Origin of the sequence: Vibrio sp. CB1-14 (assembly GCF_040412085.2) — a bacterium.
Lineage (GTDB): Bacteria > Pseudomonadota > Gammaproteobacteria > Enterobacterales > Vibrionaceae > Vibrio > Vibrio chaetopteri.
The window spans coordinates 303,010-315,514 of sequence record NZ_CP115921.1 but is presented as its reverse complement, the minus strand read 5'-3'; the positions used below and the strand labels follow the sequence as shown (position 1 = coordinate 315,514).

General features: G+C 44.6%; 13 protein-coding genes. 6 read left to right on the top strand and 7 right to left on the bottom strand.

Features of this window, described 5'->3' with window-relative positions; translation table 11 throughout:
* Nucleotides 1-26: 26 nt before the first annotated feature.
* The gene (locus tag PG915_RS17575; RefSeq protein WP_353499717.1) at nucleotides 27-980 is read right to left on the bottom strand and encodes a LysR family transcriptional regulator; all 954 of its coding nucleotides are present in this window, start codon (nucleotides 978-980) and stop codon (nucleotides 27-29) included.
* A 96-nt stretch (nucleotides 981-1,076) separates the two neighbouring features.
* Entirely contained in the window at nucleotides 1,077-1,595 is a 519-nt protein-coding gene (locus PG915_RS17570) for a porin family protein (RefSeq protein ID WP_353499716.1), read from the bottom strand.
* 270 nt (nucleotides 1,596-1,865) lie between these two features.
* On the opposite strand from PG915_RS17570, the gene PG915_RS17565 reads away from it, so the two are divergent.
* Complete coding sequence (locus PG915_RS17565; protein WP_353499715.1) at nucleotides 1,866-2,495, top strand: GNAT family N-acetyltransferase; 630 nt, start codon at nucleotides 1,866-1,868, stop codon at nucleotides 2,493-2,495.
* A gap of 70 nt (nucleotides 2,496-2,565) precedes the next feature.
* Here PG915_RS17565 and PG915_RS17560 read toward each other — a convergent pair whose 3' ends face one another.
* A complete protein-coding gene (locus PG915_RS17560; protein WP_353499714.1) occupies nucleotides 2,566-2,775 on the bottom strand; it encodes a hypothetical protein in 210 nt (69 codons plus the stop codon).
* The gene (locus tag PG915_RS17555) at nucleotides 2,775-3,719 is read right to left on the bottom strand and encodes an SDR family oxidoreductase (RefSeq protein ID WP_353499713.1); all 945 of its coding nucleotides are present in this window, start codon (nucleotides 3,717-3,719) and stop codon (nucleotides 2,775-2,777) included. The genes PG915_RS17560 and PG915_RS17555 overlap by 1 nt, the downstream gene beginning before the upstream one ends.
* 179 nt (nucleotides 3,720-3,898) lie before the next feature.
* Here PG915_RS17555 and PG915_RS17550 point away from each other — a divergent pair, with 179 nt between their 5' ends.
* The 3 genes from PG915_RS17550 (at nucleotide 3,899) to PG915_RS17540 (ending at nucleotide 6,111) form a co-directional block, all read left to right on the top strand.
* Nucleotides 3,899-4,792, top strand: coding sequence for an AraC family transcriptional regulator (locus PG915_RS17550; RefSeq protein WP_353499712.1), 894 nt, complete (start codon nucleotides 3,899-3,901; stop codon nucleotides 4,790-4,792).
* 116 nt (nucleotides 4,793-4,908) lie between these two features.
* Nucleotides 4,909-5,607, top strand: a complete 699-nt coding sequence (locus PG915_RS17545) for a fibrobacter succinogenes major paralogous domain-containing protein (protein WP_353499710.1) — start codon at nucleotides 4,909-4,911, stop codon at nucleotides 5,605-5,607.
* A gap of 69 nt (nucleotides 5,608-5,676) precedes the next feature.
* Complete coding sequence (locus PG915_RS17540) at nucleotides 5,677-6,111, top strand: hypothetical protein (protein ID WP_353499709.1); 435 nt, start codon at nucleotides 5,677-5,679, stop codon at nucleotides 6,109-6,111.
* Nucleotides 6,112-6,183: 72 nt separating this feature from the next.
* On the opposite strand, the gene add is transcribed toward PG915_RS17540, so the two are convergent.
* Nucleotides 6,184-7,188, bottom strand: a complete 1,005-nt coding sequence (add, locus tag PG915_RS17535) for an adenosine deaminase (protein ID WP_353499708.1) — start codon at nucleotides 7,186-7,188, stop codon at nucleotides 6,184-6,186.
* Nucleotides 7,189-7,322: 134 nt separating this feature from the next.
* Between add and PG915_RS17530 the strand changes: the two genes are divergently transcribed.
* Nucleotides 7,323-8,237, top strand: a complete 915-nt coding sequence (locus tag PG915_RS17530; RefSeq protein WP_353500148.1) for a LysR family transcriptional regulator — start codon at nucleotides 7,323-7,325, stop codon at nucleotides 8,235-8,237.
* Between the two features lie 30 nt (nucleotides 8,238-8,267).
* A complete protein-coding gene (locus tag PG915_RS17525) occupies nucleotides 8,268-9,299 on the top strand; it encodes an alpha/beta hydrolase (protein WP_353499707.1) in 1,032 nt (343 codons plus the stop codon).
* Between the two features lie 173 nt (nucleotides 9,300-9,472).
* Here PG915_RS17525 and PG915_RS17520 read toward each other — a convergent pair whose 3' ends face one another.
* On the bottom strand, nucleotides 9,473-10,267 hold the full coding sequence (locus PG915_RS17520; protein WP_353499706.1) for a sulfite exporter TauE/SafE family protein: 795 nt from the start codon (nucleotides 10,265-10,267) through the stop codon (nucleotides 9,473-9,475).
* Nucleotides 10,268-10,346: 79 nt separating this feature from the next.
* Nucleotides 10,347-12,239 carry a DUF3604 domain-containing protein gene (locus tag PG915_RS17515; protein ID WP_353499705.1) on the bottom strand — a complete coding sequence of 631 codons (1,893 nt, stop codon included), beginning with the start codon at nucleotides 12,237-12,239 and terminating at the stop codon, nucleotides 10,347-10,349.
* Between the last annotated feature and the right edge of the window lie 266 nt (nucleotides 12,240-12,505).

Genomic DNA, 12,505 nt, shown 5'->3' with positions numbered 1-12,505 from the left:
GGTATTTGAATTAAGGCGGCTCAGTTTTAGTGCTTTTTACTTCGCTCAAAAATATGAGTTAAAGATTGGATATACCAGTTCATCATTTCACTGTTGGCGTGTCGAGAATGGAAGTAACCATTTGCAAAATAGTGAATTTCGGGCACATATACTTCAGGGTCAAGCATCACCAAATCAGGGTAGTCTTGAATAGAAAAAATGTCGTTTATTCCCATAAACATATCAGAGTGACGCAGCACATCCAATAATACGACTGGAAACTCAGAAGCAAAGCCTACTTCAAGTTCAAAACCCAAACGCTTAAAGGTTTCAACGGTAGGGCTATTTAGTTTGCTGTAGTCGCTGACGAGAAGCCTTGCTAGGGGGTAGGAGGCGAGATTTTCGGTAGTAATAGGTTGGTTTGCTATAGGGTGGTCTCGTCTTAACAGTACTTTAGCGGTGAGCTGAGCTAACTCCTGCTCAACTAAGAACGGTAAGCGCTCTGTGATTGGTGCGTTTATGCCAAGTAAGATGTCACCCTTTTCTATCCCAGAAATCGTGTGATCGTTCCATGAGGTGATGTGCACTTTTAAGTTCGGTGCATGCTTTTTAAAGTGACGATAGATGTCTCCAGAAACAGAGAAAACGAACTGAGACGACAACGCAATCGTAATCTCTTCGTCAAGCTCTGCCGGATCAAACAGACTGCTAGCGTTGACCACACTTTCAAGCTGATGAATCAGTGGCAATAGATCACGGGCAAGTTGTTCGGAAAACGTGGTTGGCTCAAGTCCGGTTTTCACTTTGACGAACAGTAAGTCATCAAAATGATGTCGGAGCTTTTGCAACGATTGGCTAACGGCGGGTTGCGATACAAACAAACGCTCAGCGGCTTTGCGCATGTTTTTCTCTTCAAGCAGAACTTTAAACACTCGAAGTAAATTGAGGTCGAGATTGTTGAATCGATTTTTAGCCAAGATGCTTGCTCTTGTTCGTGACATAAACGCGAACCTTAGCATAGCGTGTTTGGAGAATGTCATAGAGCCAACAAATTGCCCGTTGGCTCAGAAACTAAATAGTAACCAACTATGAACGTGCTAGAAGCGGTAGCCAACAGTAAATGATACTGAGTCTGTATCAATACCATCATAGCCACTCATGTCATAGCGAAGATCTGCGTAGATGCCTATTTGCGTTTGAGCTCTCACACCCATACCGATCATTAAGCTGGTATCGTTGGCAGACAAGCTATCGTGGCGATCAGAAATCTTTTCATTGGCAAAAGCAAGACCGATTGCGCCATAGGGTTTTAGCCAAAGCTGGCCAACGTCGAACGCATAGCCAATATCAGTATCGATTTTGAATGTATTGAAATCGTAGTCGAGATCAAATGCGCTTTTGCTGTTCATACTGTATGACGCGTTGACACCAAAGATGTGGTTGATGTCGTAACCGTATTCGAGCTTAAAGCCTGAATCGAGTTTTAAGTCGTCTCCACCTTCGCTTAGTGTTACACCAGAAATACCTGCGCCTACGCGATGACCTTGAAAATCCGTGTTGGCAACGGCGCAAAATGAAAGCGTTGAGATGGTGGCGATGATGAGTGTCTTTTTCATGTTAATGTGCTCTTGTTGTGTATAAATCACAGCGTCCTAGCCGTATTGATCACTCCTTGTCGAATGAGCTGCATTGTAGAAACTTGTTGTTTTTCAGACTAATCACCTTTGTTTACTAGTCTCATTAGCTCTACTTATCATCAGGCTTACTTTCATGATTTACCTTCAACTGGTGAAAGATACCTTGAGAAATCCTCACTGTTATCCGTTGCTTTCGCTTGTTAACTTGGAATGACGTAAAACCGAAGGATTGGAACACAGTATGGAACTATGGATAAAGCTGGAGTATCTGGCGCTGCAGATTTGGGCGATTTATTTGATAAAAGCACTGCTGTTTGGATAAGTTTGTTCGCTATTAAGGCACTTAATCGTCACTCATTAGCATCAAATGTTGTAGAAATTAAAATGATTGAAACTGAAAGATTGATACTCCGACCCACAATACAATACGATCTACAGCTCTATCGTGCGCTATTTCAAGATCCCGATATCGTCAGATATTTACCCGGTGGCGAGCCATACTCATGTGATTACATTGCGAACTACGTATCTAAAAAGTTGGCACATTGGGAAAAGGGCTTTGGTACGTTCACCGTCACGCTAAAGAATCACCCCGAGGTCTGTGTTGGTTATGCCGGAATTGAGCAGTTACCCGATTCTCACTTTCACGATATTCGATATGGCTTTCTGCCTAGCTACCAAGGGCTAGGTTTTGCTACGGAAGCGGCTCGCGCCTCAATAGAGTTTGTATTTGAAAACCGCTTTGTAGAAGAAGTATTTGGTGTGGCTGTTGTCGACAATCTTCCCTCTATTCGTATTTTGCAAAAGTTGGCAATGACACCGTCTTCCGCGACGCTCTATGAGAGTGATGATTTAGTCACGTTTTCTATTCGTAGGTAGTCGCACCGTTGGAGGCGATTTAGCTGTCATCTCCACTTAATCGCCACAATCTATTTACTGGTTATTCTCTTTATAGATAGCAGGCTTGATATCCAAAAGAGCGGTGCATGAAGCCCTGCACTCCGCCCCCACCAAACGCGACACCAAGCTCGTGTTTTTCTGTCGGCTTTGTTTCCGTCGAGTTGAGGTCTTCATCGACGTTGGGGGATGAGCAAGCCGCCAAAACGGTGGCGGCGAACACGACGGATATAGTCTTTAGTGCCTTGGCTCTACGTAGCATTATAGTGACCATTTGATAGCGGTTTTGTCTAGCGACAAGTCCCACAGCTTCGTTGCCATTTCTTTGTCTAAGGCAATCGCATCAAGCTCGTTTTCTCCCACAGCGCCTACAGTATTAGCGCGTTGGGTTGGGCCATAAAGTTTGCCTGTTTGAAGGTCTTGCTCTGTTGCACACATAACTTCCGGCCACGCGCCACGCTCCGCAGATTGGGCAATCACTCGAGACATCACTGCCCACAGCACTTTATTGAATGTACTTGCCGTATCTTTTAGCAGGTTGGTGCGTGATGCGCCTGGATGACAAATATGAACTTGTACATTTTTTCCCGCAGCTTCAATACGACGCTGTAACTCCAAGCCAAACATGATCTGCGCGAGCTTGCTTTGAGCATAAGAATCCCAAGCTGTGTAGTTGTCATCAAAATTAAGATCTTCAAACTTAATACGTTTTAGCCCCATCTTGTAGGCGTTGCTGCCAACCATCACAATGCGACCTTGAGAAGCTTCAATTCGGTCAAACAACAGTCCACAAAGTAAAAAGTGTCCAAAGTGGTTCACGCCCAATTGACTCTCAAAACCATCAACGGTGAACTGCTGTGTTGCAACTTGAGCGATTGCGCCGTTGCAGATCAATGCATCAATAGAAGTCACAGTTTCTAAGAGCTTTGCGGCTGCCTGACGCACCGAATCGAGACTTCCAAGATCGATTTGTACAAAGCTGACATCAATATCATTGCCCAAAGTTTGCTTCAGTTCATTGATGGCAGTTTCAGATTTCGCTGGGTTGCGGTTCAACATAACAACTCGAGCACCTTTGGAAAGCAGAGTTCGAGAGGCTTCAAAACCAGCGCCACTGTTCGCACCAGTGATGACATAAGTTCTACCTACAAGAGAGCTTATACGTTCTGGAGTCCAACCGTTTTTACCGAAAAGTTGAGCAGTCATAGTGTTTACCTTTGTGTAATTTCTGAGCTTTTTTGTCACGCGACAAATCAAGTTGCTTGTCGTTTTCAACAGTAGTATCGTTGTCTGAAATCTACTATAACTCTCGCAATGGTTGATAAATAGGCGAATTAATCTCTATTAATTGCCTATTAGTATCATTTTTGGTTTAAGGTGTTGAAATGATAAAGCAACAGATAAAACAGCTTGTAGAAGATCGAATCACTGAAGACGGTATGCTTGATACTGGTATACAAGGCGTTCGGCTGTTTAAGGTCACGACAGCAGTACCTTGTGTCCCTGCCGTCTATGAGCCAACGGTTATCGTTATTTTGAGTGGTAAGAAAGAAGCGATACTCGAAGGTGCTCGCTATGTTTACGACAATAGTCAGTACATGTGTTGTACAGTATCGATCCCCGTTGAGGCAGGCACTCCAGAAGCATCACCTGAAGAGCCACTGATCGGTGTTTATATTTCACTCGACACCAAGTTGATGACGGAGCTGGCGATTGAAATGGAAAGCACTGCGGGTGCGGTTAAGCTTCCAAAAAGCAGCAATCAGCCTCCGGGCATGTCTCTCGCCGACTGGGACGATGCATTTGGTGATGCCTTGTTGAGACTGCTTCAGCTTGGTGATGATAAAGCGGATGTGTCTATACTTGGTGAAAGTCGATTGCGTGAGCTCTACTATGCCGTGCTCAAAGGAGAGGCTGGGGTCTCTGCTCGAAGAGCGTTTGGTGTTGGAAATGAAATTGCGCGCTCGATAGAACACTTATCTCTTAACCTCAGTAAGAATGTCACCATTGATGAACTGGCGTCATTAGTTGGAATGAGTAGGGCTGTGTTCCACCGAAAATTCAAACAAGCGACTCGAATGTCACCGATCCAATTCATGAAATCGATGCGTCTCAACAACGCAGCAATGAAGATCGCAGCAGGTATGAATGTCAGTAAGGCTGCAATGGCTGTGGGCTATGTGAGTTCTTCTCAGTTTAGCCGAGAGTTTAAACGTCTTTATGGTGTATCGGCAAAGCAGTGGAGCCAATCTCAAGACCTACCCAAGAACATTGCCTAGAGTCGTCTTAAACTCTTACTTGATACAAATAGGCAAGTAATGGAGATTATATTGCCTAGTTTGCAGTCAGTTTGAGAGATAAAGTAAAGATAGACCAACAACGAAGGTAACTCGTCGTGAAGAAGCTATTTTTATCTATAGGAGTCACTATGGTTCTTGCTGCAACATCATCCGCGAATGACATTAACTCTGCGTTAAACACGTTAGAAGGTAACGTTCAAGACAATGAAGGTAATGTTTATCGAACGGTTCAGATTGGCGATCAGGTTTGGATGGCTGAAAACTTGAGAAGCACTAAGTATCAAGACGGCTCAAAGATAAAGACCGCAGCAATCCCTAAAGATGATGACTCAAACCTACTCAAATATGGGCGCCTTTACGATTGGCACGATGTTGCAGATGAACGCAATCTTTGTCCAGAAGGTTGGCGTGTCGCAACCGATGAAGATTGGAAAGAACTTGAACGAACCATAGGTATGTCAGAAGAGGACATCGGTAAAGATGGATGGCGTGGCGACAATGATATCGCGATTCAGCTTAAAGAGAGTCAACCAGACAGCTTGTTTAAATCGTTCGATCAGTCTCAGGTAAATAAACAAAACTTTTTCGCCCGCCCTGCTGGGGTGAAATGGAAAGGTTTTTATATTACTCAAGGTGTTTATACCGAATTTTGGACAGGTACTAAAGCGAAGGATGACAAGGCGTTCATCCGCACACTCGCTTACTCTTGGTGGAATCCTCATAAAGGTGAAATCAGACGCACTACGAGCTCGAAAGACTATATGTTTTCGGTGAGATGTATAAAAGTAGAGTGATTTGGACTCTGGGCATTGTTTAGACGGTCAGTGATCCTAGAAATGTTTGTAAAATGATAAGGAACAAATATGACCAAAGAGCAGCTCCTCCCCCAGCTTTTCTTTAGAGAATCGCACACAAACAAACTCGTGTCGCCAACCTTTGATGCTTTGGGCTCGATCGACCCAATAATGTTTCAGGAATGGCAAAACAGCAAACGAGAGCTTGTTCTTGCCGATGTAGCAGACACCCATTGGGTCAAAACATGTACGGAAGGCTATATCACCGAAGTGGTGTTTCATGCAGATGGTGCGCTAAATGAGTATCGGTTGTTCGATCGTTTTGAAACGCAGGGGAGGTGGTTCTTAGCTGACGGAATCCTACATGTGGAAATCATCAAAGGGGAAAATCGCTATTCCTTTGGTGTAATAGGCAATGCAGATGTCAATATTCACTCTGCGGTTGAGTACAAGAACGATGAGCTGCACTCTTACCTGAAACTGGCGCAGATTAAGCCAAATTGATGACAATTGAATGGTTGGAGCTGGAAGTGCGATAGCCTAAAGAACGGCTATCGCAACTCATACCGACGCTAGTTACACTATGATCTGGCCTTCAAAACCAAGTAGGTGCTGCTTGACTTCTTTGGATGCAAAAGACTTAGAAACACTACTCAAATAGATGCTTCTATAGTCCTCTTGGGTGAGTTTAAACGTCTCACACACCTTCTCCACTTCTTTAGTCATCGTGGTATTAGACACCGTGCGGTTGTCAGTGTTAATGGTGACGACCACATCGTCTTTATGGAAATCTCTGACAGGGTGATCAGCAAATTTCTCAACGCATTTGGTTTGCACATTGCTTGTCGGACATAGCTCTAGCGCAATTGCATTATCTTTCACTACAGAGTAAGCCTGCTGGTGATCTTTCATATGAACGCCGTGACCAATGCGCTCGGCATCGAGCATAGTCACTGCGTCATACACATTTTGGCCACACCATTGCTCCCCTGCATGAATTGTGAGTCGATACCCTTTATCGGCAGCGTACTGAGTAAATTCAGGAAACTCGCTGCAAAAGCCTGGTTTTTCTCCTCCTGCGATATCAAAAGCAACCACGCCTTTATTCAGCCAAGGAGCACCAGCATCAATGACAGATTTGATGTCATCAGTTGGCATGCCACGAAGCACAGACAAGATGTAGTTGCCGTGGATATCGTAAAGTGCTTCCGCTCGCCTCATTCCTTTAACAACACTGTCAATGATCTCAAAAAGCGCTAAGCCTTTCTGTTGATGAAGCAATGGCCCAAATCTTACCTCTAAGTACTTAACGTTTTCTTTTGCCGCGTCTTCAAATAGTTCAAATGAAATACGCTCTAGTGCCTCTGTAGTTTGCATTACCTGCAAGGGTAGAGCGAAACAATCTAAGTACTCGTCGAGATTCTTACATTCTTCTGGAACGGACAGGGAGTTAATTAGTACCTCTTTGTTACGGCCTTCGGTTACTCCGTCTTTTAGCGCCAGCTCATAAATGGTTTCTGGTCGCGCGCTGCCGTCAAGGTGGCAGTGTAAATCGATTTTTGGAAGTGCCGCATAGTTCATAACATTAACTCCAAGCTGGTTGTTTAAGAGGTAACTTAGCTGAGATGGTATATGATTGGAATTGACGATATTTCCAGAATGATATGAATGAAAGGAATACTACAGTGAAGTTTAACGCGCCTATAAAAACTGACATGAATTTACTCTCATGTTTTCAGGTGATTATGGAGGAGCGCAATATAAGCCGCGCCGCAGAAAGGCTATTCTTGACTCAGTCGGCGGTGAGTAAGCAGCTTACTAGGCTTAGAGGCTGGTTTGATGATCCTTTGTTCGAGCGTTCACCAAAAGGGCTGTTTCCGACACCGAAAGCGCTGCAAATCGCGCCACAGGTTGAGAGTATTTTGCTACAAGTGGATATGCTGAGTTGGCAGGAAGACTTTGATCCCGGTGAGAGCGAGCGTTTGTTTCAATTTGAGCTGGTGGAAACTGCGTATAGCTCTATCTATTCAAATGTTGTGATAGAGGCGTTGGAACAGGCACCAAGTATTCAATTGAAGACCAAAACTTGGGATCAGCAAACGTTCGAGCGTTTACTTAAAAGGGATGCGGACTTTGGTATTGGAATGGTTGAGTACGACGAGCGAGCGAGTAACCAAGTTCATAAACTGCCAAAAGATCTCGAGTGTGTGGAGCTCGTTCGTGATTACTCAGTGTGTCTGATGCGCCCAGATCATCCAGCATTAAAGATAGATTGGGACGTAACGGCATTTACTCAATATCGGCATATACACGTAGTGACTGGCGGTGTGGGCAGTTGGTTGCTGATGGACATACTCAATAAGCGAGATATACCTCTTGATATCGCCCTCAATGTCCCGGATGTTGAGAGTGCAATTTCGGTCTGCAGACACAGCGATTTGCTGATGTGCTATCCCTACAGCGCGGTTAAACATATTGTCGCTGAGGGCACTCTCGTTGCTAAACCGATACCGATAGAGCTTGAACCTGGGGCGCTATTTCTATTCTGGCATAAGTTTTTCAACACCGACCCGAGCCACGTTTGGATGCGCAAGCTCGTTGAAATGACATGTCGAAATAATGGGAATTAACTGGCTAAAAACGAAAAGATTGGAGACATCATGATAAGTTTTTTGATGATAGTAGTGCTGTGCATTTTAGCGCTGTGCCTGTTTAACTTTTGGGGAACTCGTTTTCGTGAATCAGGTATGAAGCCGATAGATTCAAACTTATTGGAAAACAGCCAACAAAAGATAGCAATCACGAGAGATGGACGGAGTGTCGCTTATTGTGTTTACGGCAGCCAAGACCTTACGGCACCAGTGGTAATCAATATGCACGGCTCTGGACTTGAAGCGGGTTTCGAGCGCCAAACCTATCAGAAAATCAGTTCTTCTTTGGGTTGTAGAGGTATCGCCATTAGCTTACCTGGCTGTGGGTTTTCTGATGAAAAGCCGGGTAGAAGAGTGGTGGACTGGCCAAAGGAAGACTTGGAGGCGGTGTTAAATGCAGAAGGGGTTGAGGCGTTCCACATTACGGGGCATTCTCAGGGCACGCCTCACGCTATGGCGGCTGCCCTCCATTTTGGAGATCGCTGTATTGGCTTAGGGCTAAATGCACCGCTGTTACCAACGGCTTTGTGTGAGGAACTCGGAACCGGAGCAACCATTGGTACCGGAGGGACACCAACCTCAAAACAGTTAAAGCAGTTTTACATGGGTTGGTATTTTGCCTTGTTTCGCTTGGTATTTGGTGTGTTACCACCGAGCTTGGCGAGTACTCCAATCAGAAAAGGTTTCCCAAAGGTCAAAGCAGACAAGGAATTAGTGTCGCGGTTTGAAAAGGCCATGCGGCGCTCTGTTGTACGTGGTACGTCTGGCGCAGCTTGGGAATCTGCACAAGATACGTGTTTTGATTGGGGCTTTGATGTAAAGCACTTAGCTAACTCCAATGCTCATGTTTGGCATTCTGATGATGATTCTGCCATACCTGCAGAGCAAGGGAAATGGTTAGCAGAGCACTTAAAAGCGAACTACAAGCATGAACCTGAAGGCTATGGGCACATGACTTATTGTGTAGGAAAGTACCAAGAGCCCGAGAATTCAATGATAGCGGCACTACTGAGTGGTGTTACTAAAGGGAGTCAATCGTAATCGATTCACCCGCTTTAATAAGACAACCCGGAGAATGAAAAATCACCGGGTTTTACCACCGCTTTTCTTACCCCAAATGGTCGCTAGAAGAGTTAGAACGCTGTCTATCATTAAGATATTGAGGCGGTTTTTGAGTGAGAGGCAGACGCCTGTGTAACCCCAAACCTTACCCTTCAAAGAATAACGGTGGTTATTAAACTGGTTAAAATTGCGAACAAGGATAGATTGATTAAGGCTCTATCGGATGTTTTTTCTAGTACTTTAATGCCAATCTTCACGCCTACGAAAGAGCTTAATACAACGAGCAGCCCGATAGCAATGTTACTTTGGCTACTGCTGCTATAACGAATCGCCGTTACTCCAGAGAGTATGACGGCGATGACGATTGAGCTCCCCACAGCTTGCCTGACTGTAGCTCCTAGAATGTTTTTTAGTGCTGGTAGCAGTATGACGCCACCCCCAATTCCCGTCGTACCAAGTACTGATCCGCTCAACGCCCCGACGCTGAGAGCAGCGGACGTATTTGTTTGTTTACTCGAGGATGTCAGTTCTGTTTTGCGCCCTAAATAGAGAGAAACGAATGCGCCGGCCATAGTGATGACAACGCAGCCTTGCACAAAACGTTCAGTGAAGGGCTGAAGTGTTGGGTTAGCTGCTGATCTTACGATAATTTCAGTGGCGATGATTAGCGTAGGAATGGCGCTGATAAGAATGACCTTTACATGATGCCAGTTCACGTTTTTGCAGCGGATATGATTCAATGCTGCGTTTATTTTAATTAAGGTCGCAATGATACTCGCAGTGCCAACAGCTGTGACTATTGGCATGGAAAAGCTGAGTTGTAGCGCGGGAATAATAACGACTCCACCACCAACACCCGTCATGGTCATAAGCGCACCCACAGTGATACCAATGAATATTGCGTACGTGATTTGATGGAGTGGGAGGGTGAGAATGTCAGCTAACATGATGAACTCCAGAGAGCGATTTTCTTTTTAGCTCCCTCTACTGGCAATAACCAACTAAGGGAGCTAAGGGGGGGGGAAGTTACTTAATCCAAATCGGACTTGTCCAACCGATATTGCGATCTTTTTGGAAAACACGCAGGTACACGTAGGTTGCTCCTTCCTCTAATGAGAACTCATTCAAAGTGATATCAAACTTGTGACCACCGACTGACCATTTCTCGAAAACCTCACCGTTAACAACAAGCTCGACCTTGGTCATGGGATTAGGGGTAATGGCCTCGATGTGCAGTTGATAACTATCTGATTCGCTAGCATCGTTGCCGATTTTTACGCTGTCCAATTGAAGGTCTAGGAACATACGTGGATGGGTGGTGGCAATAGTACGACGTGCCTTCATGGCATCGAAGATATCTGCACGGGTTTGGGAGTCGGCTATAACTCCAGTAATACCGCCATAGCCTGGGTTTCCATCATGACCGTCACTATTAGAAACGAAGCCAAATTTTTTGCCACGATTTAGGAAGTCGACGACCGTATTGTCTTTGACGTTATTACGAGCTTTATGAACCATAGGGTTTTTGGCATATTCAAATCTTCCCCATTGAGCGGAATAGACTTCAATCATGGTTTCATCGTTACTACTAGGTTCCCAGTTGGCGAGATCAAACCCTTTCTCGAATTTAGCGTCTTGATTGTCGACATGCTTAGGGTTGCGGCCATTACAGAATCTATGCAGGTGAGGGATGGTAATGAACTCACGCCCTTTGTAGATGTCCCAAATATCATGGATGATGCTGACCTCACGATCTGGATACTTTTCTTCTAGTAGTGAATTTTTGAATAGCACCACCGTATCACCACGTCGGCCATGGAGTTCAAAGCCACAGAATGTGACGAATGCGCCTTCCTGATTGAATTTGTCGCATTGTTCGCCAATTTCCTGCCATGTGGCTTTGTCGATGTTGAGGCTTCGGTCTTCATTAAAAGTAAATGTTTGTTCCGATAGCGCTACAAAGTCGAGACGAGCAACATCTTTTGCGTAAGTGTATGCATTGCGAGGGTATGCACCACAGTCATTGTCACGAATGTTGGCGGTTAAATTTGAGTGCGTGTGTGTATCACCCCAATAGATCTTTTGCTCTACAGTTTCCTCAACCTTGATGGCGGCTGGGGCAATGTGTAGTTCGGTATTTTCTGCTGTTGCAAGATAACGACCAGTAGGGAGTCGTGCTTCGACATCTCCATATGGGACATTCTGAAATTGGAGTCGCTCACCGCTATCAAGATTAGTGAAGACAACCGTTAACGGGTCACATTGATAATCTTTGACAGGATTCTCAAACCTATCCATTGCAAGCATCGTGAGTTTGAAGGGCTTATCTTGTTCAACCAATGTAGGGGCAACCAGTGAGAGTTCTGTTGCAGCTCCCGGCTTAAGCGTTATCTCTGGGAATACAGGTAAGCGTCGAGTGACATCATGGCCACCTAAGGTGATATCAAATGTTTTTTCAATGCGACAAACATCCTCGTTAAATGCACGAATACCCACTCGGGTTGGCGCCGCGTCACCTTTTAAAAATAGTCGGTCTACGCCGCCAAATTGAACATGAAACGATTGTCCGGTTTGAAACTCGTCAATTAGAGTAATGTGCGCTTGTCTAGAAGAGTCCTTCCAACGGTTGATATGACTAAAGTTTGTGTCGACTTTCTTGATGGCGACATCAATTTCTAGACTTTCTTCATCAGCTAATGCGTAAATGTAGCTTGGTTTCCAGTAGTCGTAGCATTGTAAATACTCTTCAGACAGTTGATGCTGATATGGTTGAACGGTAATGACAAACTTGGTGCCTGATGGCAATGTGCATTTTGGCTCAACTTCTAGCCGCCATTCGTACTCACCATTTACTTCTATTTCTGCTTGCTGTGTTACACGAAAAACCGCAACGTCATCTAAATAAGTATATACATTCATAATCTCTAATTCTCTACGTCTGTTTCCGAATAAAACTTATTCTTCGTAATGTGTGTGGCTAGTTTAATATTGGTGCGTATGCTTCATTCTGTTTGGATTATTTAATGTTACATAATTACCAGGTTGATTAATAAACTAGCGTATATCTAAATAAAATAGGTGCACATCAATGTGGGGGATATGAGCACCCTGGTAAGTCGTTGTTTTTAATATATAGGTGCATCGAGAAGATACAGTATGACTGTCGTCATACTGGTTTATGGATT

What these genes read in the sequence shown, in the direction of transcription:
- PG915_RS17575 (WP_353499717.1), bottom strand. Translation starts at nt 980, where the DNA reads ATGTCACGAACAAGAGCAAGCATCTTGGCTAAAAATCGATTCAACAAT.
- PG915_RS17570 (WP_353499716.1), bottom strand. Translation starts at nt 1,595, where the DNA reads ATGAAAAAGACACTCATCATCGCCACCATCTCAACGCTTTCATTTTGC.
- PG915_RS17565 (WP_353499715.1), top strand. Translation starts at nt 1,866, where the DNA reads ATGGATAAAGCTGGAGTATCTGGCGCTGCAGATTTGGGCGATTTATTT.
- PG915_RS17560 (WP_353499714.1), bottom strand. Translation starts at nt 2,775, where the DNA reads ATGCTACGTAGAGCCAAGGCACTAAAGACTATATCCGTCGTGTTCGCC.
- PG915_RS17555 (WP_353499713.1), bottom strand. Translation starts at nt 3,719, where the DNA reads ATGACTGCTCAACTTTTCGGTAAAAACGGTTGGACTCCAGAACGTATA.
- PG915_RS17550 (WP_353499712.1), top strand. Translation starts at nt 3,899, where the DNA reads ATGATAAAGCAACAGATAAAACAGCTTGTAGAAGATCGAATCACTGAA.
- PG915_RS17540 (WP_353499709.1), top strand. Translation starts at nt 5,677, where the DNA reads ATGACCAAAGAGCAGCTCCTCCCCCAGCTTTTCTTTAGAGAATCGCAC.
- add (WP_353499708.1), bottom strand. Translation starts at nt 7,188, where the DNA reads ATGAACTATGCGGCACTTCCAAAAATCGATTTACACTGCCACCTTGAC.
- PG915_RS17530 (WP_353500148.1), top strand. Translation starts at nt 7,323, where the DNA reads ATGAATTTACTCTCATGTTTTCAGGTGATTATGGAGGAGCGCAATATA.
- PG915_RS17525 (WP_353499707.1), top strand. Translation starts at nt 8,268, where the DNA reads ATGATAAGTTTTTTGATGATAGTAGTGCTGTGCATTTTAGCGCTGTGC.
- PG915_RS17520 (WP_353499706.1), bottom strand. Translation starts at nt 10,267, where the DNA reads ATGTTAGCTGACATTCTCACCCTCCCACTCCATCAAATCACGTACGCA.
- PG915_RS17515 (WP_353499705.1), bottom strand. Translation starts at nt 12,239, where the DNA reads ATGAATGTATATACTTATTTAGATGACGTTGCGGTTTTTCGTGTAACA.